The sequence below is a fragment of the Buchnera aphidicola BCc genome, from assembly GCF_000090965.1.
Lineage (GTDB): Bacteria > Pseudomonadota > Gammaproteobacteria > Enterobacterales > Enterobacteriaceae > Buchnera_F > Buchnera_F aphidicola_F.
Genome location: NC_008513.1, coordinates 14,258 through 39,384, shown reverse-complemented (window position 1 = coordinate 39,384; position 25,127 = coordinate 14,258). Strand labels below are relative to the sequence as shown.

17 protein-coding genes and 4 tRNA genes are annotated in these 25,127 nt (G+C 23.0%); 14 read left to right on the top strand and 7 right to left on the bottom strand.

Annotated elements, in window-relative coordinates; translation table 11 throughout:
- Nucleotides 1–87: 87 nt before the first annotated feature.
- Nucleotides 88–1,929: an RNA polymerase sigma factor RpoD gene (gene rpoD / locus BCC_RS00205; RefSeq protein WP_011672434.1), complete on the top strand. Its 1,842-nt coding sequence runs from the start codon at nucleotides 88–90 to the stop codon at nucleotides 1,927–1,929.
- Nucleotides 1,930–2,344: 415 nt separating this feature from the next.
- Here rpoD and argH read toward each other — a convergent pair whose 3' ends face one another.
- From argH to BCC_RS00185, 4 genes are all read right to left on the bottom strand, one after another.
- Nucleotides 2,345–3,727 (bottom strand): argininosuccinate lyase, encoded by a 1,383-nt coding sequence (argH, locus tag BCC_RS00200; RefSeq protein WP_011672433.1) that lies wholly within the window; start codon nucleotides 3,725–3,727, stop codon nucleotides 2,345–2,347.
- 32 nt (nucleotides 3,728–3,759) lie between these two features.
- Complete coding sequence (locus BCC_RS00195) at nucleotides 3,760–4,959, bottom strand: argininosuccinate synthase (protein ID WP_011672432.1); 1,200 nt, start codon at nucleotides 4,957–4,959, stop codon at nucleotides 3,760–3,762.
- A gap of 28 nt (nucleotides 4,960–4,987) precedes the next feature.
- On the bottom strand, nucleotides 4,988–5,782 hold the full coding sequence (locus BCC_RS02045) for a hypothetical protein (RefSeq protein WP_011672431.1): 795 nt from the start codon (nucleotides 5,780–5,782) through the stop codon (nucleotides 4,988–4,990).
- Between the two features lie 182 nt (nucleotides 5,783–5,964).
- On the bottom strand, nucleotides 5,965–6,846 hold the full coding sequence (locus tag BCC_RS00185; protein ID WP_011672430.1) for a methylenetetrahydrofolate reductase: 882 nt from the start codon (nucleotides 6,844–6,846) through the stop codon (nucleotides 5,965–5,967).
- Between the two features lie 393 nt (nucleotides 6,847–7,239).
- Here BCC_RS00185 and BCC_RS00180 point away from each other — a divergent pair.
- The 12 genes from BCC_RS00180 to rpoC all read left to right on the top strand — a co-directional run bounded on the left by BCC_RS00180 (nucleotide 7,240) and on the right by rpoC (nucleotide 19,561).
- A tRNA-Thr gene (locus tag BCC_RS00180) sits at nucleotides 7,240–7,312 on the top strand.
- Between the two features lie 10 nt (nucleotides 7,313–7,322).
- A tRNA-Tyr gene (locus BCC_RS00175) sits at nucleotides 7,323–7,404 on the top strand.
- A 12-nt stretch (nucleotides 7,405–7,416) separates the two neighbouring features.
- A tRNA-Gly gene (locus tag BCC_RS00170) sits at nucleotides 7,417–7,488 on the top strand.
- A 53-nt stretch (nucleotides 7,489–7,541) separates the two neighbouring features.
- Nucleotides 7,542–7,615 (top strand) — tRNA-Thr (locus BCC_RS00165).
- 191 nt (nucleotides 7,616–7,806) lie between these two features.
- A complete protein-coding gene (gene secE, locus BCC_RS00160) occupies nucleotides 7,807–8,199 on the top strand; it encodes a preprotein translocase subunit SecE (RefSeq protein WP_041749130.1) in 393 nt (130 codons plus the stop codon).
- Between the two features lie 2 nt (nucleotides 8,200–8,201).
- The gene (gene nusG / locus BCC_RS00155) at nucleotides 8,202–8,744 is read left to right on the top strand and encodes a transcription termination/antitermination protein NusG (RefSeq protein WP_011672428.1); all 543 of its coding nucleotides are present in this window, start codon (nucleotides 8,202–8,204) and stop codon (nucleotides 8,742–8,744) included.
- 50 nt (nucleotides 8,745–8,794) lie between these two features.
- The gene (rplK, locus tag BCC_RS00150; protein WP_011672427.1) at nucleotides 8,795–9,229 is read left to right on the top strand and encodes a 50S ribosomal protein L11; all 435 of its coding nucleotides are present in this window, start codon (nucleotides 8,795–8,797) and stop codon (nucleotides 9,227–9,229) included.
- Nucleotides 9,229–9,912 carry a 50S ribosomal protein L1 gene (gene rplA, locus BCC_RS00145; RefSeq protein WP_419177184.1) on the top strand — a complete coding sequence of 228 codons (684 nt, stop codon included), beginning with the start codon at nucleotides 9,229–9,231 and terminating at the stop codon, nucleotides 9,910–9,912. Before rplK ends, rplA begins: the two co-directional genes overlap by 1 nt.
- Before the next feature lie 171 nt (nucleotides 9,913–10,083).
- Complete coding sequence (gene rplJ / locus BCC_RS00140; protein WP_011672425.1) at nucleotides 10,084–10,569, top strand: 50S ribosomal protein L10; 486 nt, start codon at nucleotides 10,084–10,086, stop codon at nucleotides 10,567–10,569.
- 51 nt (nucleotides 10,570–10,620) lie between these two features.
- Nucleotides 10,621–10,989 carry a 50S ribosomal protein L7/L12 gene (gene rplL, locus BCC_RS00135; protein WP_011672424.1) on the top strand — a complete coding sequence of 123 codons (369 nt, stop codon included), beginning with the start codon at nucleotides 10,621–10,623 and terminating at the stop codon, nucleotides 10,987–10,989.
- Between the two features lie 226 nt (nucleotides 10,990–11,215).
- A complete protein-coding gene (rpoB, locus tag BCC_RS00130; RefSeq protein WP_011672423.1) occupies nucleotides 11,216–15,247 on the top strand; it encodes a DNA-directed RNA polymerase subunit beta in 4,032 nt (1,343 codons plus the stop codon).
- 81 nt (nucleotides 15,248–15,328) lie between these two features.
- A complete protein-coding gene (gene rpoC, locus BCC_RS00125; protein ID WP_011672422.1) occupies nucleotides 15,329–19,561 on the top strand; it encodes a DNA-directed RNA polymerase subunit beta' in 4,233 nt (1,410 codons plus the stop codon).
- Between the two features lie 213 nt (nucleotides 19,562–19,774).
- Here the strand turns inward: rpoC and metE are convergent, their stop codons facing one another.
- The 3 genes from metE to ftsY form a co-directional block, all read right to left on the bottom strand.
- A complete protein-coding gene (gene metE / locus BCC_RS00120; RefSeq protein WP_011672421.1) occupies nucleotides 19,775–22,057 on the bottom strand; it encodes a 5-methyltetrahydropteroyltriglutamate--homocysteine S-methyltransferase in 2,283 nt (760 codons plus the stop codon).
- A gap of 271 nt (nucleotides 22,058–22,328) precedes the next feature.
- Nucleotides 22,329–23,177: an RNA polymerase sigma factor RpoH gene (gene rpoH / locus BCC_RS00115; protein ID WP_041749147.1), complete on the bottom strand. Its 849-nt coding sequence runs from the start codon at nucleotides 23,175–23,177 to the stop codon at nucleotides 22,329–22,331.
- A 99-nt stretch (nucleotides 23,178–23,276) separates the two neighbouring features.
- Nucleotides 23,277–24,317, bottom strand: coding sequence for a signal recognition particle-docking protein FtsY (gene ftsY, locus BCC_RS00110; protein WP_011672419.1), 1,041 nt, complete (start codon nucleotides 24,315–24,317; stop codon nucleotides 23,277–23,279).
- A 75-nt stretch (nucleotides 24,318–24,392) separates the two neighbouring features.
- On the opposite strand from ftsY, the gene rsmD reads away from it, so the two are divergent.
- Nucleotides 24,393–24,959 (top strand): 16S rRNA (guanine(966)-N(2))-methyltransferase RsmD, encoded by a 567-nt coding sequence (gene rsmD, locus BCC_RS00105; RefSeq protein ID WP_011672418.1) that lies wholly within the window; start codon nucleotides 24,393–24,395, stop codon nucleotides 24,957–24,959.
- Nucleotides 24,960–25,127 lie beyond the last annotated feature (168 nt).

Sequence of the window (25,127 nt, the reverse complement as noted above, 5' to 3'; positions counted from 1 at the left end):
ATTTTTAATAAAATTACTTTTATAATTTTAAATAAATGTATATCATAATTTATAAAATAGATTAAATAATAAAATGGATATTATCTTATGAAAAAAAAACCAAAATCACAATTAAAATTATTAGTCTCTCATGGAAAAGAACAAGGATATTTAACATATTCAGAAGTACATGATCATTTACCAAATGATATTGTTGATGCTGATCAAATTAAAAATATTATACAAATGATAAAAGATCTGGGTATTCAAATAGTAGAAGAAGTTCGTGAAATAGAAGAACTAATAATTAATGAAGCTCCTACTGATACAGATGAAGATACCGTAGAAGCAGCTACACAAGTTTTGTCTAATGTAGAAACTGAAATTGGTAGAACAACAGATCCGGTAAGAATGTATATGAGAGAAATGGGTACTGTAGAATTATTAACAAGAGAAGGAGAAATTGGTATAGCTAAAAGAATAGAAGAAGGAATTAATCAAGTACAGTCTTCAGTTTCTGAATATCCGACTTCAATTTTGTATTTATTAGAACAATATCATCATGTAAAACTTGGAAATATTAAATTATCAGAATTGATTATAGGTTTTATAGATAAAAAAAAGAAGCCTAAAAAAAAAATTTTTACAGAAGAAGTTATAACAAAAAAATTATATAATAATAAAAAAAAATCATTAAATGCAGAAAAAAATGAAGATACAATAGATGATTATAATCATATTGATCCAATTTTAGCAAAAAAAAAATTTTCACAATTAAAAAAACAATATTACATAACAAATCATATTATACAAAATAAACCAAGAAATCATAAAGATTCAATTAATGCTATTCATAAACTATCAAAAATATTCAAACAATTTAGATTAGCTCCAAAACAATTTGATTATTTAGTAACAAATATGAGAAATGAGATACATAAAATAACATTACAAGAAAAAAAAATAATGAATTTATGTGTACATACTTGTAAAATACCTAAAAAAAAATTTTTGAAATTTTTTAAAAAACACAAAAAAAATTATAAAAATTTTTATTCTGTTATAAAAAAAAAAAAATCATGGTTATATAAATTAAAATTTATTAAAAAAGAAATTATAAAAAGAATAAAAAAATTATTAATAATAGAAAAAAAAACAAAATTAAAAATCACACAAATTAAAGATATAAATAAACGTATCATATTAGGAGAAGAAAAAGCAAAACGAGCAAAAAAAGAAATGGTGGAAGCAAACTTAAGACTAGTTATATCTATTGCAAAAAAATATACAAATAGAGGATTACAATTTTTAGATTTAATTCAAGAAGGAAATATTGGATTAATGAAAGCAGTAGATAAATTTGAATATAGAAGAGGATATAAATTTTCTACCTATGCAACATGGTGGATACGACAAGCTATTACTCGATCTATTGCTGATCAGGCTAGAACAATACGTATTCCAGTACATATGATTGAAACAATTAATAAATTAAATAGAATTTCTAGACAAATGTTACAAGAAATCGGGCGGGAACCTACTCCTGAAGAATTATCAGAAAAAATGTTAATTTCTGAAGAAAAAATAAGAAAAGTATTAAAAATAGCAAAAGAACCTATATCTATGGAAACTCCAATAGGAGAAGATGATGATACACATTTAGGTGATTTTATTGAAGATACAAATTTAGAACTACCATTAGAATCTGCAACTTCAGAAAGTTTAAAAACAATAACAAATGATGTATTATCAGGTTTAACAGATAGAGAAGCAAAAGTACTTCGAATGAGATTCGGAATCGATATGAATACTGATCATACATTAGAAGAGGTAGGTAGACAATTTGATGTTACACGAGAAAGAATACGACAAATAGAAGCCAAAGCTTTAAGAAAACTTCGACATCCTAGTCGATCAGAAATTTTAAAAAGTTTTTTAGATAATTCGTAAAAATAAAATAAAAATTAAAAAACATATCAAAATATATAAATTCTTACAAAAATATTTAATAAAAAAAAATTTTAATACAAATAAAACCTTAATATGAAAATTAACAAAATTTATAAAAAAAATACACTTTTTATTTTAACATATTTAAACTAAAAAATTTATATATATAAAATATATTATATATATAAAATATATTATATATATAAAATAATATGAAAAAAAAAATTTTTTTTTCATACAAAAATTTATTAAAAATTTTTGTATAACACAAAAAATATTTTTATTTTTACTTTATAAATTTTTTCTATCAAAATTTAATAATTTTAATATCACACGATATTAATAATATATCGCGTGATATTAAATATATATTTATTTAAAAATATATTTTTACTTATATAAATATATATTTTATTTATTTAAATGTACTCAAACGTTTTTTTACTTGATCTAAAGAAATCTTAATTTGTTTATTAGAAACACCACCAATAGAATTTTTTTTATTTAAACAGGATTCTAATGAAAGATGTTGATATACATCAGATTCAATTTTTGAACAATATTTTTTTAAAAATAATAAATCTAATTCTTCTAAACACTTATTTTTTTTAATTGATGCTATAACAATTTTTCCAGTAATATGATGAGAATCTCTAAAAGATATTCCTTTTTTAACTAAATATTCAGCTAATTCTGTTGCATTACTATAACCTAATTGTGCTGATTTTTTACAATTAGATTTTTTTAATTTAATATTTTTTAAGACTAAACTACTAATCTTTAAACAATCTTCCCAAATATCTAATCCTGAAAATAAATGATTTTTATCTTCTTGAAAATCTTTATTATAAGACAATGGTAAACCTTTTAATAATGAAAACATAGAAAATAAAGAACCATAAACACTACTGCATTTAGCTCTAATAAGTTCTAAAATATCAGGGTTCTTTTTTTGTGGCATTAATGATGAACCAGATGTAATAGAATCTGATAATTCAATAAAATTAGCTTCACCTGAATTATAAAATATCAAATCTTCTGAAAATCTAGATAAATGCATCATACTAATAGCAGCAGCAGATAAAATATCCAAAATAAAATCTCTATCTGAAACACTATCTAAAGCATTTTTTGTAATCTCTGAAAATCCCATAAAAAAAGCTAATTTTTTTCTATCAATTTCCCATGATGTACCTGATATAGCGCCGGATCCTAATGGAGAAGAATTCAAAAATTGAGTCAAGTTTAAAATTCGTAATCGATCTCTTTCTAACATTTCAATATATGCTAAACACCAATAAGAAAATGTAATAGGTTGAGCTCTTTGCAAATGAGTATATCCAGGAATAATAGTATTTATATGTAAATATGCATTATCCAAAAAATCATTTTGTAATTGAATAATTCTCCTACAAATTTTTTTTGATTTTCTCTTACACCATAGCTTTAAATCTGTTGCAATTTGATCATTACGACTTCTACCTGTATATAATTTTTTTCCTAAATCACCTATTGTATTAATTACAGTAGTTTCTAACCAACTATGAATATCCTCTGAATTTGAAGATAATATTTTAGTAAAATTATTTTTATTTTTTTTTAAAATTGATAATAATGTGTTCTCTATAATTTTTTGTTCTTTTTTAGTTAAAACTTGTACATCTAATAATATTTTTGACCATGCAATTGAAGATTTAATATCATCTTTTATTAATCTATGATCTATACGTAAAGAATTATTAAAACTATCAAATTCAGTATTAGAGATTTTTGTAAATCTTCCACCCCATAAAGACATATATTTACCTCAAAAAAATATATAATTATGTATTATTTTTTATTTTTTAATGCTCGAATACGAGATGATAGAGAAAACAAACGAATAAAACCTTTTGCGTCTATTTGATTATATACATTATCTTTTCCAAAAGTAACATATTTTTTTGAATATAAAGAATTTAATGATTTTTTTTGTAATATTCTTACCGATCCTTTATACAATTCTACTACTACTTTTCCAGATATACTACTTGATAATATATCAGAAGATTTTTGAAGAGATTTACGAATTGGGGTAAACCATTTTCCATCATAAATAATCGAAGATAATTGTAAAGCAATCTTATTTTTCCAATACATACATTCTCTATCAAATACTAATTGCTCTAAAGATCTTAAAGCTTTGTAAATAATTGTTCCACCTGGTGTTTCATAACATCCCCTAGATTTCATTCCAATAAGACGATTTTCAACAATATCAATTCTACCAATAGAATGTTTTGCACCTATTTTATTTAATCTCTTTAAACAATTAAATTCATTAAAAAATTTATTGTTTATAGAAACAACACAACCTTTTTCAATTTTTAAAGATATTTTTTTAGGTTTATTAGGAGCGTTTAAAGGACTTTTTGTCCAAAACCAACAATCTTCATTAGCAGGATTCCAAGGATCTTCTAAAATTCCACCTTCCGTAGATACATGAAATATATTTTCATCTCTACTATAAATTTTCTTCTTATTTACATTTGTAACAATATTTTTTGTTTTTAAATATTTTAATAAATCTTCTCTAGATTGAAATTTCCATTCTCTCCAAGGGGCAATTACTAATAAAGAAGGTGCTAATGCTGAATAAGCTAATTCAAACCGAACTTGATCATTCCCTTTTCCTGTAGATCCATGACACAATCCTATTGCATTAATTTTTTTAGCATAATCTACTTGTGCTTTAGCAATTAAAGGACGTGCTATAGCTGTGCCTAATAAATATTCTCCTTCATAAATAGCTCCAGTTTTTAACATAGGAAAAACATATTTTTTTACAAAAATATCTTTTAAGTCCGAAATATAACAATCAGAAGCACCAGAAATAATTGCTTTTTCTTTAATTTTATACAAATCTTTTTTTGATTGACCAATATCTGCTACAAAAGCTACAACATCAAAATTATAATTATCTTTTATCCAAGGTATAATAGCAGATGTATCTAAACCACCTGAATAAGCTAAAACAATAGTTTTTTTCATATTTTAAAACCTATCCTGTATATTATCTTTACTCATAAATTTTTGTACCAATAGACTTATTATTAAATAAATTAAATAAATCTTCTGAATAATGCCAACCTGATATTTTAACTGGTTTTTTTAAAAATTTAGATGTTATAGAAGCAGATTGAACTTTTATTATCATACCATCAGTAATAATTCCAGATTTAATAAAATAATCTATTTCTTTAGAATAAATTTTTTTAATTTGTTGACCTTTGTTATTTAAAACTGAACTTACATCTGTTAAAAAAATCAATTTTCCTTTTAATATAATAGTTAAAATCATTGATACTATATCAGAATTAATATTAAAAATATTACCTTTTTTATCAAAACCCATTGAACAAATAAAAGGAATAATTTTCTTTTTAAAAAACATTTTTAAAAAATTTATATATTTTAATATTTCTTCTTTTTTATATTTTAAAAAATTTTTAATTACACTATAACAATTTGATATATTTATCAAATTATTAAAAAAATCTGGTAATAAAACAGAATTTCCATGAACATCATAATTTTTTGATTGCGCTAATAACTGTATATTTACAATATTAGGTAATAAAATAGATAAAAGATTTGTAGTATTAATATTTTTAATTGAAAAAAAATTATTTTTTTTATTATTTAAATTCTTATTTTTAATAACATTAGTAAAAATACTATTTTTACCATTCACAAGTATAATAGGATGATCATTTAATTTAATATACTTATTTAATTCTATAAAAAAACGTTTCATAGCAATATCATTTTTTAAAAAAATACCACCAATTTTTATAATTAAAGGAACACCCATTATTTAATCCTATATTATATATAATATTAAATTATAAAATATTTATTACTAAAATATTTAAAAAATTTATTTACTATAAATTAATATTATTAAATTAAAAAACAATTAAAATAAGAAATTTTTTAAAATATTATTTTAATTTTTATTAATTTTTAAAAATATATATTATATATTTTTAAAAATTATACTAAACCTAATCGTTGGCAAATTAAAGAAATTAGATGGGGCTGATTTAATGTATATAAATGAAAATGTGTAATTCCTTCATTATATAATTTTATAATTAAATCAATAATAATATATACACTACAAGAAATACATTTTTTTTCATCATTTTTATGTCTATGAAAAGTATTTAAAATCCATTTTGGAACTTCAACATTTGTCATATTAGAAAATTTTTTTAATTGTTCAAAATTTAAAATAGGCAAAATACCTGGTATTAAATTTACATTTAATCCTAAAGAAAAACATGTATCTCGAAATTTTAAAAATTTATCAATATTAAAAAAAAATTGAGTAATAGCTTGTTTCACTCCTAAATCTAATTTATTTCTTAAATTATTTAAATCTTCTTGAATATTTTTTGACTCTGGATGTCCTTCAGGATAAGCAGCAACAAATATTTTAAATTTATTTATTGAATTTAATAATTTAATTAGATCTACTGCATATATTATTTTTCTAGAATATAATACAGGTAAATCACCTCTTAAAGCAATAATATTTTTAATTCCATGATTCCAATATCGATGTGCTATCTTTTCTATTTTTAATTCATTACATCCTATAGTAGTAAAATGAGCAAAAACAGTACAATGAATTAATTCACGTATTTTTTTAACAATAAAAAATGTCTGATCAAAACTATTAATTTTTGTACTATTAGTAACTGAAAAAAATTCTGGATTAAATTGATTTAATATTTTAATAGATTTAAATAATTTCTTCTGTAAAAATATATCTCCAGGAGGAAATACTTCGAAAGATATTTTAATTTTATTTTTTAAATTATATATTTTATCAGTATATAATTTTTTAATATTTTTTATTTCTGTAACCATATATATATCCAAATTATATTAATTAATATAAATAATATTATATAAGAAAAAAATATAAAAAAATATATTTCATTTAAATGAAAAATCTATATTTTTTTAAAAAAAATAACTTTTTATTATAAAAAAATATAAAAGTATTTATTTATTAATTTATATATTTTATATTTATTAAATATATGCTATAATGAAAAAATAAAAAATATTTATTTAAAATAAAATTAGGAATTTAAATAATATTTAAATTTTATTTAAAATTTAACTATTATTTATATAATAATAATATATGTTTTTAAAAGCTATAAAATTTTTTACTTATTTATTAAGTTTAATTAAAAAATTATTTGTTTAAATAATTTTTCTTTTACTTTTATAATTTTTTTATTAATCAAATATGCCGGCTTAGCTCAGTAGGTAGAGCAACTGACTTGTAATCAGTAGGTCACCAGTTCAATTCCGGTAGCCGGCAAAAAAAAAATGGTGGGATTCCCGAGCGGCCAAAGGGAGCAGACTGTAAATCTGACGTCATTGACTTCGAAGGTTCGAATCCTTCTCCCACCAATACAAATTAAAGCGGTCATCGTATAAAGGATATTATCTTAGCCTTCCAAGCTAATGATGCGGGTTCGATTCCCGCTGACCGCTATATAATTTTTAAAATTATATTTATTTTATTTTATAGATATTTTTAGTTTTTAGCTGATATAGCTTAGTTAGGTAGAGCACATCCTTGGTATGGATGAGGTCCCTAGTTCAAATCTAGGTATCAGCATTAAAATCGTTTAATAATATAATTTTTTATTCTTTTCGGAAAATCACACATACATCAAAAAAAAAAAATCAATTTTTGATATTTTAATTTAAAATAAACTAAAAATAAAAATTCAAAATTCATAATATTATTTTTTTAAAAACAATTTTATATACAATTGTTTTTTAAAATTAAATTTTATAAGAGATCTTATGATTATGCATATTCAGAATATACATAAAATATACATAAATCATGCTGAAAAAATAAAATGGTTGTGCATATTTTTAATTATATTATCAATAATAGTGAATTATTATTTTTTTGTTTATAAATTTTTAAAAATAACAAAGATAATATATTTTAGTACATTATTAATATTAATAGTTAGTATTTTTATAAATACTAATATCGGTCAACATACTCTAAAATTTATACATTCTATAAAAATAGAATTGTCTCATATTATTTGGCCAAATTATAAAGAAACTTTAAAAATAACAGGAATAATTTTATTACTAACTATTTTAACATCTATATTTTTATGGCTATTAGATGGAATTATACTTAGAATAATATCTTGGGTACTTACTCCGAGGTTATAAAATTGTGTATAAATAAAAAAAAATGGTATGTACTTCAAACATTTTCAGGATTTGAAAATCAAGTATTACAATCAATTATAAATAATGAAAAAATAAAAAAAATGAAAGAAATTTTCGGAAAAGTTATTATACCTTCTGAAGAAGTAATAGAAATAAAAAAGGGAAAAAGAAAAAAAAGTGATTATAAATTTTTTCCAGGATATATTTTAATTCATATGATAATGAACAATTATAGTTGGCATATAATTAAAAATTTACCAAAAGTATTAGGTTTTATAGGTAGTTCTTCTGAACAACCAACTCCAGTTAACAACCATGAAATTAATTTAATTTTAGATAAACTTAAAAAAATTGGTGATAAACCTAGACCAAAAAAAATATTTGAACCAGGAGAAAATGTTCGAGTAAATGATGGTCCATTTTCAGATTTTAACGGAATTGTTGAAACTATCGATTATGAAAAAAACAGACTCAAAGTCTCTGTATCAATATTTGGACGTTCAACACCTGTTGAATTAGATTTTAGACAAGTTGAAAAATATTAAATTCTATCTAATAAAAAATATTTCTATAATCACATAAAATAAGGAATTATATGATTAATAAAAAAATTACATCATATATAAAATTACAAATACCATGTGGAATGGCAAATCCTAGTCCTCCAATAGGACCAGCTTTAGGACAAAAAGGAGTTAATATTATGGAATTTTGTAAGAATTTTAATTCACAAACATTACAAAAAGAAAAAGGAATGCCAGTACCAGTACTTATAACTGTTTATTCTGATAAAAGTTTTACTTTTATTATTAAAACTCCGCCAGCTTCAATTTTATTAAAAAAATCTTTAGGAATAAAAATCGGATCTAAAAAACCAAAACATGAAATTATTGGAAAAATTACAAAAAAACAAATATATGATATTGCTAAACAAAAAATGATTGATATGACTGGATCAAATATAGATAAAATAGTAAAAACTATTGAGGGAACAGCACGTTCTATGGGCATTTCTGTTATACAGGAATAATTATGAAAAAAAAAAAAAAAAATTATACTTTTAATAAAAAAAATAAAAAAATATACAATATAAAAGAAGCAATTCAACTATTAAAAAACAAAAAATCTGCTAAATTTATTGAAAGCATTGATGCTGCATTTAATTTAAATATTGATCCTAAAAAATCAGAACAAAATGTTAGAGGATCAGTATTATTACCACACGGAACTGGTAATACAATTAAAATTGCAGTATTTACTACTGGTAAAAATATAAAAATTGCTCAATTAGCAGGAGCTGATTATGTGGGACTAGAAGATTTAGCTAATCTAATAACAAATCAAAAAAAAAAAATCGATTTAGTAATTGCATCACCAGAAACTATGCATATTGTTGGAAAATTAGGCCCTATATTAGGACCAAAAGGAATTATGCCTAATCCAAAATTTGGAACAATTACTAAAGATATAAAAAAAGCAATACAAGAAGCAAAAAAAGGAAAAATAAATTATAGAAATGATAAAAATGGAATTATACATAGTAATTTTGGAAAAATAAATTTTTCTGAAAAAGAATTATATGAAAATTTTTTAACATTATACCAAGATATAAAAAAATCTCAACCCAATCAATTTAAAGGAATTTATTATAAAAAAATAAATATTTCTACTACTATGGGTCCAGGAATTATAATAGATCATTTATCCTTGTAAGATAATAATATTAAAAATAATACTCGTTATTATTCTTAGTTAAATATTCTTTTCAATAAAATATATATTAAATATTTAATAAAATATACAAGTAAGCCTTCTATCCTGAACATTCATAGTATAAATTATTTTTTATAAATTATAAAAAATAATCATAATTAGGATAAAAAAATGGCATTAAATCGTAATAAAAAAAAAAAAATAATAAAAAAAATTAATAATGTAGCAAATAAATCATTATCTATCATTACAGCAAATCCTTCAAAAATTACTGTAAACATTATTAATAAATTAAGAAAAAAAGCTAAAATAAATAATATAAAAATATATGTTATAAGAAATACATTATTAAAAAAATCTTTAAAAAAAACAATATTTTCTAAATTAATAAATATAATAAAAGGACCGATTTTAGTAGGATTTTCAATGAAACATCCTGGCAGTGCAAGTAGATTATTTATAAAATTTAATAAAAAAAATATTAATTTTAAAATTTTAAATGCTATTTATGAAAAAAAAATATTAAATATTCATGAAATAAAAGATTTAGCAAATTTACCAACTCATATAGAATCAATTACTAAATTTGTTATTTTATTAAAGGAAATATCTTTAGGAAAATTTATTAGAGTATTACAAAATATTACAAAAAAATAATATAAAATTTACATTATCTATATACTATTAAATATTTTAGGAATAAAATTTATGTCAATTACTAGAAAAGAGATTCTAGATGCAATTTCTGAAATGTCAATAAAAAATATTATGAAATTAATTTCTAATATAGAAAAAAAATTTAATATTTCATCAAATATTTCATTAAATTCTACACAAACTATTCAAGAAAAAGTACCAGAAGAGAAAACAGCTTTTACTGTTAAATTAAATGCTATAGGACCAAATAAAGTAGCGATTATTAAAATTATAAGAAGTACAACAGGATTAGGATTAAAAGAATCTAAAGATCTAGTAGAATCAGCGCCTACTATTATTAAAGAAAACATCAATAAACAAGATGCTGAATCTTTAAAAAAAAATCTTATAGATTCAGGTGCTGAAGCTGAAATTACATAAAATTAGAATATTCATATCTATTTCAATATATATATAAAAATTAGTGACTAATAATTATTAAGTCACTAGTTAAATATATATTTATATAATACAAATAATTAATCTCATTAGTATTAATAAAATATATTTAAAATTAAAAATATTATTTCTATTCAAAATCATACCAAATATACATTTATATTTATAACTAAAAATTTTTAATTTTTATTAACATATTGAGGAAATAATGATTTATTCTTATACTGAAAAAAAACGTATTCGTGAAAATTTTGGAAAACAACCAAAAATTTTAGATATTCCTTACTTATTATCTATTCAAATAGATTCATTTAAAAAATTTATTGAACCAAAAAAAAACAATTATCAAGGATTAGAATCTGCTTTTCAATCAATTTTTCCTATACGTAGTTATAACGGATGTGCTGAACTACAATATGTATCATATACATTAGGAAAAAAATTATTTGATATGTATGAATCAAAAACTAGAGGAACTACATATTCTGTTCCATTAAGAGTAAAATTACAACTAATTATTTATGAAAAAGATTCAAAAAATACAAACGTAAAACACATTAAAGAACAAGAAGTATATATGGGTGAATTACCATTAATGACACATAATGGTACATTTATTATTAATGGTACTGAAAGAGTCGTAGTATCACAATTACATAGAAGTCCGGGTGTTTTTTTTGATAGTGACAAAGGAAAAACACATTCTTCAGGAAAAATATTATACAACGCAAGAATTATTCCTTATCGAGGATCTTGGCTAGATGTTGAATTTGATCCTAAAGATCATTTATTTATACGAATAGATCGTCGTAGAAAAATACCAGCTACTGTATTATTACATGCTTTAAATTTTAGTACAGAAAAAATTTTAAAAATATTTTTTAAACATGATATTTTTTATATTAAAAATAAAAATATTTATATGTATTTAATTCCTAAACGATTAAAAGGAGAAATCATTCCATTTGAAATTATAAAAAACAAAAAAAGATATATAAAAAAAGGAGAAAGAATAACAACAGAACATATAAAAAAACTAAAGAAAAAAAAAATCAAAACAATTCAAATTCCTGAAGAATATTTATATGGAAAAACTATAAGTAAAAATTATTACCATCCAAAAACAAAAGAAATATTAATAAAATCAAATACAACATTAACACAAGATGAATTTAATAAAATTAAAAATTTTAATAACAAAAAATTTTATGTATTATTTACTAATAATATTGATAACGGAGCGTATATTTCAGAAACCTTAAAAATTGATACAACTAAAGATCGATTAACAGCATTAATTGAAATATATAAAATTATGCGACCAGGAGAACCACCTACTAAAGAAGCCGCAGAAAATTTATTTAATAATCTTTTTTTTTCTCAGGAAAGATATGATCTTTCTCCTGTTGGACGAATGAAATTTAATAAATCTCTTAAAAGAAAAGAAAAAAAAGGATCAGGAATATTAAATAAAGAAGATATTATAGATGTAATTAAAAAATTAATTAATATTAAAAATGGAAAAGGAGAAATTGATGATATTGATCACTTAAGTAATAGAAGAGTAAGATCAGTTGGGGAAATGGTTGAAAATCAATTTAGAATTGGATTAGTTAGGGTAGAAAGAGCTGTACGTGAAAGACTATCTCTGAGTGATTTAGACACACTAATGCCTCAAGATATTATTAATGCTAAACCCATTTCTTCTGCTATAAAAGAATTTTTTGGATCTAGTCAATTATCTCAATTTATGGATCAAAACAATCCATTAGCAGAAATTACACATAAACGTAGAATTTCTGCATTAGGAATAGGAGGATTAACTAGAGAACGAGCAGGTTTTGAAGTACGAGATGTGCATCCTACACATTATGGTAGAGTATGTCCAGTAGAAACACCAGAAGGACCAAATATTGGTTTAATTAATTCTTTATCTATATATGCGAGAACAAATCAGTATGGTTTTTTAGAAACTCCATATAGAAAAGTAAAAAATGGTACAGTCACAACAAAAATTAAATATTTATCAGCTATTGAAGAAGGTAATTATATTATTGCTCAAGCTAATACTAAAATTAATAAATTTGGAAAATTTTATAAAAAATTTGTTACATGTAGATATAATGGAGAATTTGGTTTATTTAAAAATAAAAAAGTAAATTATATGGATATATCGACACAACAAATCGTTTCAGTAGGAGCATCTTTAATACCATTTTTAGAACATGATGATGCAAATAGAGCATTAATGGGTGCAAATATGCAAAGACAAGCAGTTCCTACAATAAAATCAGAAAAACCATTAGTAGGTACAGGAATGGAAAGATCTGTAGCTATTGATTCTGGTGTAACAATTATTGCTAAAAGAAGTGGAAAAATTGAATATGTTGATGCTTCACGTATTGTTGTACGAATTAAAGATGAAAAAATTCGTACTTATGAATCAGGAATAGATATATATAATCTTACAAAATATTCAAGATCTAATCAAAATACTTGTATTAATCAAATTCCATGTATTAATTTAAATGATTCTATTAAAAAAGGTGATGTTTTAGCTGACGGACCTTCAACTGATTTAGGAGAATTAGCACTTGGACAAAATATGCGCGTTGCATTTATGCCTTGGAATGGATACAATTTTGAAGATTCAATATTAATTTCAGAAAAAGTAGAAAGAGAAGATAAATTTACTACAATTCATATTCAAGAATTATCTTGTATTTGCAGAGATACAAAACTTGGAATAGAAGAAATTACATCAGATATACCTAATATTGGAGAATCAGCATTATCTAAATTAGATACTTCGGGAATTATATATATAGGTGCTGACGTATCTAGTGGTGATGTTCTAGTAGGAAAAGTTACCCCAAAAGGAGAAACTCAGTTAACTCCTGAAGAAAAATTATTAAGAGCAATTTTTGGAGAAAAAGCTTCTGATGTAAAAGATTCCTCTCTACGTGTTCCAAACGGAACTAATGGAACTGTGATCGATGTACAAATATTTACTAGAGATGGAGTAAAAAAAGACAAACGCACAATAGAAATAGAAGAAATGCTATTAAAAAAAGCAAAAAAAGATTTAACAGAAGAATTAAAAATTTTTGAATTAAATATTATCAATCGAATAAACAAAATATTACTTACATTAAAAACAAAAATAAATTGTATTGTAGCTAATTCTTTAAATGAATATTTTAAAAAAAAAATAAAATATCCAAAAAAAATCAAAAAAAAAATTCATACATTAAAAATACAATATAAACAACTACAAAAAAAATTTAAAAAAAAAATTAAAGAAAAAACTAAAAAAATAATACAAGGTGACGAATTAGCTCCAGGAATTTTAAAAATTGTAAAAATTTTTCTAGCTGTAAAACGAAAAATACAACCAGGTGATAAAATGGCTGGTCGACACGGAAATAAAGGAGTTGTATCAAAAATAAATCCTGTTGAAGACATGCCTTATGATAATAATGGTGAACCTATTGATATTGTATTAAATCCTCTAGGTGTACCTTCACGTATGAATTTAGGTCAAATTCTTGAAACACATTTAGGATTAGCAGCAAAAGGTATTGGAAATATAATTAATAGAATGCTAAAAACAAATAAAAAAATATATAAAATCCGTAAATTTTTACAAAAAGTATATAATCTTGGTGAAAATATAAATCAAAAAATTAATTTAGATAATTTTTCTGATATAGAAATATTACAATTAGCAAAAAATTTACGTATAGGATTACCTATTGCTACACCAGTTTTTGATGGTGTTAATGAAAAAGAAATAAAAAAATTATTAAAAATGAGTAATTTTTCTACTTCTGGACAGATTACATTATTCGATGGTAGAACAGGTGAAAAATTTGAAAGAAATGTTACCGTTGGATACATGTATATGTTAAAACTAAACCATTTAGTAGATGATAAAATGCATGCTCGATCTACTGGATCATATAGTTTAATTACACAACAACCGCTGGGTGGGAAAGCACAGTTTGGTGGGCAAAGATTTGGAGAAATGGAAGTATGGGCTTTAGAAGCATACGGAGCGTCACATACTTTACAAGAAATGTTAACTGTAAAATCAGATGATGTAACTGGAAGAACTAAAATGTATAAAAACATTGTTAGTGGAAAACATAATATGGAACCAGGTATGCCAGAATCTTTTAATGTTTTAGTAAAAGAAATACGTTCTTTAGGAATAAATATTGAATTAAACAATAATTAAGAAAATTATTTTTAATATAACAATATAATTCATTATCATTATCCTGTTTGCTAACTATTATATATTTATAAGAAATAATCTATGAAAGATATATTAAAACTTTTTAAAAAAAATAAAAAAGTAGAAGAATTTGATTCTATTAAAATTTCGTTAGCATCACCTGAAGTTATACGATCATGGTCTTTTGGAGAAGTTAAAAAACCTGAAACAATAAACTATAGAACTTTAAACCCAGAACGTGATGGATTATTTTGCGCTCGTATATTCGGTCCAATAAAAGATTATGAATGCCTATGCGGTAAATATAAACGATTAAAACATAGAGGTGTAATATGCGAAAAATGCGGTGTTGAAGTTACACAAAGCAAAGTTAGAAGAGACAGGATGGGTCATATTGAATTAGCTGCTCCAATAGCTCATATCTGGTTTTTAAAATCATTACCTTCAAGAATCGGACTATTATTAGATATGCCTTTAAGAGATATTGAAAGAGTTTTATATTTTGAATCTTATGTTATAACTGATCCAGGAATAACTAATTTAGAAAAATATCAAGTATTATCAGAAGATCAATATATTCAGGCTTTAGAAGAAAATGAAGATGAATTTGAAGCAAAAATGGGAGCTGAAGCTATACAAAATCTTTTAAAAAATATGGATTTAAAAAAAACATGTAAAATTCTTAAAAAAGAAGTGTTAAAAGTCAATTCAGAAACAAAAAGAAAAAAAGTAACAAAACGAATAAAATTAATAGAATCACTATTAACTTCAAAAAATAAACCGGAATGGATGATTCTAACAGTATTACCAATATTACCACCAGATTTAAGACCATTAGTACCATTAGACGGAGGAAGATTTGCAACATCAGATTTAAATGATCTATATCGAAGAGTTATAAATAGAAATAACAGATTAAAACGTTTATTAGAATTATTTGCTCCTGAAATTATTGTGAGAAACGAAAAAAGAATGCTCCAAGAAGCTATTGATGCATTATTAGATAATGGTCGAAGAGGCAGATCAATAACGGGATCAAATAAAAGACCGTTAAAATCTTTAGCTGATATGATTAAAGGAAAACAAGGTAGATTTAGACAAAATTTATTAGGAAAAAGAGTAGATTATTCTGGAAGATCTGTTATCACTGTAGGTCCGTATTTACATTTAAATCAATGCGGAATACCTAAAAAAATGGCTTTAGAATTATTTAAACCTTTTATATATGGAAAATTAGAGCAAAGAAATTTAGCTACAACAATTAAATCTGCTAAAAAAATGGTGGAGAAGGAAGAACCTATAGTGTGGGATATACTAGATGAAGTAATTCATAAACATCCAATATTATTAAATCGAGCTCCTACATTACATCGATTAGGAATACAAGCTTTTGAACCAATTCTAATTGAAGGAAAAGCTATACAACTACATCCTTTAGTATGTGCAGCTTATAATGCGGATTTTGATGGTGATCAAATGGCTATTCATATACCTTTAACTAAAACAGCACAAAAAGAAGCATGTTCCTTAATGATGTCAACAAAAAATATACTTTCTCCTGCTAATGGAGAACCAATTATTGTTCCATCTCAAGACGTAGTTCTTGGAATATATTATATGACAAGAAAAAAAATTAATGGAAAAGGCGAAAATATGTTGCTATCAAGTCCTAAAGAAGCTGAGTATATGTACTCCCTCGGAGCCGTAGATTTGCATTCTATTGTTAAAATCCGCATATTAGAATATAAAAAGGATGAAAAAAAAAATTTAACTGAAAAAAAAAAAATAATCAAAACAACTATTGGAAGAGCTATTCTTTGGATTCATGTTCCAATGGGATTACCTTTTAAAATTTTTAATAAAACATTAAGAAAATCTCATATATCTGAAATTTTAAATACATGTTATAGATTATTAGGACTTAAAAAAACAGTACGATTAGCGGATCAAATGATGTATATAGGATTTTCATATGCAGCTAAATCTGGAGTATCAGTTGGAATTAATGACATAATAATTCCTAAAGAAAAAGAAAAAATTATATTTCAAGCTGAAAAAGAAGTATTAGAAATAGATAAACAGTTTCAAACTGGACTAGTAACTTCTAGTGAAAGATATAATAAAGTTATTGATATCTGGGCAATAGCTAATGAAAATATTGCTGATGCTATGATGAAAAATTTATCTTATGAAATTATTTTTCAAAAAAACAAAAAAAAAATAACACAAAAATCTTTTAACAATATTTTTATTATGGCAGATTCTGGAGCAAGAGGATCGGCAGCTCAAATTAGACAATTAGCGGGTATGCGTGGATTAATGGCAAAACCAGATGGTTCAATAATAGAAACACCAATAACAGCGAATTTTAGAGAAGGACTAAATGTTTTACAATATTTTATTTCAACACATGGGGCGAGAAAAGGATTAGCTGATACAGCATTAAAAACAGCTAATTCAGGATACTTAACTAGAAGATTAGTAGATGTTGCTCAAGATTTAGTAATTACACAAACTAACTGTAAAACTAAAAAAGGAATTTTAATGAATTCTTTAATTGAAGGGGGTGATATTAAAGAAACGTTAAAAGAAAGAGTTTTAGGAAGAATTACAGTTGAAAATATTTATCATTTAAATTCTAAAAATATCATAATACCAAAAAATACATTATTAAATGAAAAATGGTGCAATATTTTAGAAAAAAATTTTATTGATTCAATTATTGTAAGATCTGTAGTACATTGTGAAACAAGTTTTGGTGTCTGTGCTTATTGTTACGGACGTGATTTAGCACGAGGTAAAATAGTTAAAAAAGGTGAAGCTGTGGGAGTTATAGCTGCACAATCGATTGGAGAACCCGGAACTCAATTAACTATGCGAACATTTCATATTGGAGGAGCAGCTTCAAAAGTAGCATCAGAATCAAGTATACAAATTCGAAAAAACGGAATTATTCATTTAAATCAAGCAAAATCAGTAATAAATTCTAATGGAAAAATTGTTATTATTTCACGAAATGTTGAATTAAAAATGTTAGATAAAACAGGAAAAACACAGGAAAGTTATAAAATTCCATATGGATCAATATTAACTAAAGGAGAAGGTCAAAAAGTTAAAGCAGGGGAAATAATTGCAAAATGGGATCCACATACTATTCCAGTTATTACTGAAGTTAATGGATATATAAAATTTATTGATATGGTTGATGGAAAAAGTATTACTAAACAAAATGATGAACTAACAGGATTATCTTCTATTGTTGTATTAGATATTTCTGAGAGAAATATACTAGGAAAAGATTTAAAACCAGCATTAAAGATTATAGGTAAAAATGAGGAAGATATCTTTATTCCTGGAACAGATATGCCAGCACAATATTTTCTTCCTGGAAAATCAATTATTTTATTAGAAGATGGTATGAAAATTTCTTCTGGAGATATTTTAGCTCGTGTTCCACAAGAATCAGTAGGAACAAAAGACATTACTGGAGGATTACCTAGAGTAGCAGATCTATTTGAAGCTCGAAAACCAAAAGAATTGGCTATTCTAGCAGAAATAAATGGTATAGTTTCTTTTGGAAAAGAAACAAAAGGAAAAAGAAGATTAATTCTAACTCCAATAGATGGAAATAACATTTATGAAGAAATGATTCCTAAATGGAGACAATTAAATGTTTTTGAAGGAGAAAGAGTAGAAAAAGGAGATATAATTTCAGATGGACCAGAATCACCACATGATATCTTACGATTAAGAGGAGTGCAAGCTGTTACAAACTATATTGTAAATGAAGTTCAAGAAGTTTATCGTTTACAAGGAGTTAAAATTAATGATAAACATATCGAAGTTATTATCAGGCAAATGTTAAGAAAAGCAACAATAATAAATCCAGGTGATTCTAATTTTTTACAAGGAGAACAAATAGAATATTCAAAAATCACATCAGAAAATAAAAAACTAAAAAAAAATAAAAAAGAAACAGCAACATTTTCTCGTGATTTATTAGGTATTACTAAAGCATCATTAGCTACAGAATCATTTATTTCTGCTGCATCATTTCAAGAAACTACTAGAGTATTAACAGAAGCAGCTGTAGCTGGAAAAAAAGATAAGCTAAGAGGATTAAAAGAAAATGTAATTGTTGGTAGATTAATTCCTGCGGGAACTGGATATAAATATCATAAAAAAAGATTAAAAAATAGAATAAAAAATTCTGTCAATAAAAAAAACAACATGAGTTCTATTAGTGTAGAAGAAGCTGCGGCTAATTTATCTGAATTATTAAATTCAACAGAAAACATAAATAATAGAATATAAAATTTACTATTCGAGCTGAAATTAATTAACAGCTCGAGAATATTTTTATTAATTCTGATAAAACTATAAATCAAATACAAAAATAATTTTAAAAAATTAAATAAAATTTTTATAATTATTAATTTTTTATAAAAAAATATTTTATTTTTAATAACCACTAAACACAATCAAGAAAATTTTCGATTGCATAAAGTGGATTAAAAAATAAATTTTTTATTTTTTAAAATATTCTTTTCTAATATTTAAAGTTGCTTGTAGCATATTTTGTAATGCAAGAGATGTCTCTGTCCAATTACGAGTTTTTAAACCACAATCAGGATTTACCCATAATTGTTGAATTGAAATATATTTCAATGCTTTTTTTAGTAATTTCTCTATCGATTGAACAGATGGTATATTTGGAGAATGAATATCATATACTCCTGGACCAATAGCATTTGGATATTTAAATGTTTTAAAAAATTCTAATAATTCCATATCTGATCTAGATGTTTCAATAGTAATCACATCTGCATCTAAATCTACAATAGCCGGCATAATATCATTAAACTCACAATAACACATATGAGTATGAATTTGAGTACTATTTTTAACTCCAGACGAGCATATCTTAAATGATTTTACAGCCCATCGTAAATAATTATTCCATTCATGAGTTCTTAATGGTAAACCTTCTCGTAATGCTGGTTCATCAATTTGAATAATATTAATACCAGAATTTTCTAAATCTAACACTTCATCTCTTAAAGATATTGCAATTTGATTACATATATCTTCTTTAGAAATATCTTCTCTAGGAAAAGACCAACATAAAATTGTTACTGGTCCTGTTAACATTGCTTTAACTGGTTTTTTAGTTAAAGATTGAGCATATTTAGACCACATAACTGTCATAGGAGTAATTCTACTAATATCTCCTACAATAATTGGCGGTTTAACACAACGTGAACCGTAACTTTGTACCCATCCATATGTTGTAAATACAAAACCTTCTAAATATTCACTAAAATATTCTACCATATCATTACGTTCAGGTTCACCATGAACTAAAACATCTAATCCTAATTGTTCTTGTTGAATAATATTTTTTTTTATGTGTATTTTAATTTGTTTTTCATAGTCTAATTGATTAATTTTTTTATTTTTATAATCTAATCTTAATTTTCTAATTTCTGAAGTTTGAGGAAAAGAACCAATAGTAGTAGTAGGAAGTACAGGCAAACATAATGTTTCTTTTTGAATTTTAGAACGAACAGAAAATTCATTTTTTCTAATAAATTGTTCTGAAGAAATTTTTAATGTACGTTTTTGTACAGAAGTATTATTAACTATATTAGAAGATTTATATTCATGAATTGGTTTAATCCAATTTTTTAATTCTTTGATATCTAAATTGTTTTGTAAAACTTGAGATAATAAAGAAATTTCTAAACATTTTTGAATACCAAAAGAAAACCATGATTTTACAAAATCAGTTAAATTTTCTTCAATAGTGATATCTAAAGGAACATGCAATAAAGAACATGAAGAACTTATCCAAAAATTATTATTTATTTTCATAAAATCTTTTAACTTATAAAACCATTCTAAAAGATTTGTTTTCCAAATATTCCTTCCATTAATTATACCTAATGATAATAAAAAATTATTATTAATTGATTTTGACAATTTAAGTAAATCATATTTACTAGATACTAAATCAATATGCAATCCTTGAATAGATAATTTATTAATAATATCTAAATTATGAGTGATATCACCAAAATAAGTAGCTAATAAAATTTTTATTTTACCATCTAAAAATTTATAAGTCGATTGAAATTCTTTTTTCCAATTTTTAGGGATATCTAATACTAAAATAGGTTCATCAATTTGAATCCAATTAATATTTCTAGAAGATAATTCTTTAAATACTTGGATATAAATAGGTAATATTTTTTTTAATAAATCTAATTTATTTATTTTACTATTTTTTACTTTTCCTAACCATAAATATGTTAATGGACCTAATAAAACTGGTTTTACTTTATATCCTAAAGATAATGCTTCATCAGTTTCTTCTAAAATTTGTTTCCAAGCAAAATAAAATTTTTGATTAGAAGTAAATTCAGGCACTATATAATGATAATTTGTATTAAACCACTTAGTCATTTCTGAAGCTGAACAAATATTATTATCTACTCCTTTAGATCCTCTAGCTACTTTAAATAAAGTATCAATATTTAAAATATGATTATTAGGATTATGTCTTTCTGGTATATTATTTATCATCATGCTAATATTTAATACATGATCATACCATGCAAAATCACCTACAGTAACATAGTCCATTCCACTATCAATTTGATTTTTCCAATTTTCTTTTCTAATATTTTTACCTATCAAAAGTAATTCTTCTAAAGTATTTTTTTTTGACCAGTATTTTTCTAAAGCAAATTTTAATTCACGATTTAAACCAATTCTAGGAAATCCTAGTATATGATTTTTTATAGCCATATATATTTTTTCCTATTTTTGTATTCATAATAATTAATTATTTAAAAGATATATTAAATATAATAATCATATATTTATACTTTAAAAGTGTGATAATGTACACGATATATAATATGTATAATACATGACTTTAATCTTTAAAATCAATAAAGATTTACTATATTAGTTGAATATTATTTCAACCTATTTGTTTTTTATTTAAAAATATTTCTGGTGTTTTTTAAAAAAAATTTAGAAATATTTAATGTTATTAACTAAAATAATTCATATTCTATGCTTCAATAGCAATTTTTAATTTTTTCATAGCATTTTTTTCTAATTGTCTTACTCTTTCTGCAGAAATTCCATAATCTCTAGCAATTGCTTGTAATGTAATTTTAGGTTTATCATCATCTAACCATCGTCTTTTAATAATTTGTTGACTTCTTTTATCTAAAATTAATAATGCGTTAGTAAGTTTATTCGTGGCATGTAATGCCCAATTATCTTTTTCTATTTTTATAGAAAAATTAGATTTTTTATCTTCTAAATGAAAAGAAGTACGTAAATTATTTGTAATAGAATCAAGATGAGAATCTTTAGCAGAAAGATCAAAAGTAATATCTTGAGCAGACATTCGAGCTTCCATTTCTTTTACTTCTTGAGTACTTACTCCTAATTCCTGAGAAACTGTATCTATTTCATGACGATTAAACCAACCTAATCTTTTTTTTGATTTTCTTAAATTAAAAAATAATTTTCTTTGAGCTTTAGTTGTTGCAATTTTTACAATTCTCCAATTTCTCAAAACATATTCATGAATTTCTGATTTTATCCAATGTACAGCAAAAGAAACTAATCGAACATTAATATTAGGGTTAAAACGTCTAATAGCTTTCATTAATCCAATATTTCCTTCTTGAATTAAATCTGCTTGTGGCAAACCATATCCTGAATAATTTTTTGCTACATGAATTACAAATCGTAAATTTGATAAAATTAATAATTTTGCTGATTCTATATCACTATAAAAAAATAATTTTTTAGCAAGAGATTTTTCTTTTTCTGATGTTAAAATAGAAAAAGAATTTGCTAATCGAATATACGCTTCTAAACTTCCAATATTAAAAAAACCAATCATATTAATTTGACTTTCTAATTTTTTCATTTTTTCCTAAATATAAAATATTTTATTTTAATAAAAAAAAAATTATCTAAAAGATAATAATTATATCATTTTTTAAAAAATATTATAAAAATTCTCAATGAAATATTTATAATCAAAAATATTAAAATCTGTTATTTTTTCCCCTGCGCTGATATAACAAATTGGTATTTTTAAATCATTAATAATAGAAAAAATTATACCACCTTTAGCTGTACTATCTAATTTAGTAATAATAGAACCAGAAATATTTATTTCAGAAGAAAATATTTTTGCTTGTTGTATTGAATTTTGACCAATTCCAGCATCAATAACTAAATAAGTTTTATAAAAAGCTGTAGAACAGCATTTTTTAATAACTCTATTCATTTTTTTTAATTCTTGAATCAAATGCATTTTATTATGCATACGTCCAGCTGTATCAATAATAACTATATCAATTTTTTTTTTTTTAGCATATATTATTGAATCAAAAGCAACAGAAGAAGGATCAGAACCAATAGATTTATAAAATATTTCAATATTATATAAATTACCTAAATCTATTAGTTGATCTATTGCTGCAGATCTAAAAGTATCACAAGCAGAAAGAATAACGGATTTTCCTAAATTTTTATAATAATTTGCTAATTTTACTACTGCAGTAGTTTTTCCCACCCCATTAATTCCAACAACCAAAATAATTAATAGATTACTATAATTATTCTTATCAGAAAATTTACTTGATTTTTTTAAAATTTTTAATAATATTTCTTTAAAATAAACTTTAGCTATTTTAGTATCTGTAATATTATTTTTTTTTATTTTTTCTTTAAATAAATTTAATATTTTTTTAGTAGATTGAACCCCAAAATCAGAAGATAATAATATATCTTCCAATTTTTTAAAAAACTTTTTATCTAAATTTTTGTTTAAAAATATATTTTTTAATTTTTTAGTAAAAATATCTTTTGTAGAATTCCAATAATTTTTTAAAAAAGAAAAAATACCAATCTTTGATTTTTTATTATCACTAATATTATCTATCTTATCTTTACTTTTTAAATCTTTATTTAAAACATTTTTTTTTTTAGAAAAAATATTTAAATGAGAAAAAAAATTTTTTTTACCACACATATTAACCTCAAAATTATTTATTATAATAACTCTATTATATCAATAATAAAATACTTTTATAGTAAAATTATAAAAATGAAAAAAAAAATAAAAAGAAAGAAAATTCGTATTATCAGTGGTTTATATAAAGGTAGAATAATAGATTTAAAAAATAAAATAAATGTTCGCCCTACTAGAAGCCGAATTAAAGAAACAGTTTTTAGTTGGTTAGATAAATATATAAAAAATTCTGTATGTTTAGATTGTTTTGCAGGAAGTGGTAATTTAAGTATTGAATCAGTTTCAAGATTAGCAAAATCAGTTACAGCTTTAGAAAAAAATTATCTATTAGTAAAAAAATTAAGACATACATTATTAAATTTTTTAATAAAAAATGTATTTGTTCTACGAGTAAATACTATAAAATGGTTACAACATTTCGAAAAACCATATGATATTATCTATCTAGATCCACCTTTTAAAAAAAAAGAATTATTAAATCAATCAATTATACTTTTAGAAAAATATAGATGGATACATAAAAATTCAATTATATATACTGAACATATTGATAACAATATTAATTATCCAAAAAATTGGAAACTAATTAAAAAAAAAAAAATAGGAAATGTATTATTTTCATTATTTTACAAAAAAAATTAATAATTAAATATTTAATATTTTAAAAAATTTTATAATAAATATTAATATTTTAATTTTTAAAAATATATATATTTATTTAAAGATAAATAAATATATTTAAATAAATAATAAAACTAACTATAAAAAACATATATATAATATTTTTAATAAAAATTAAAAAATATTTAA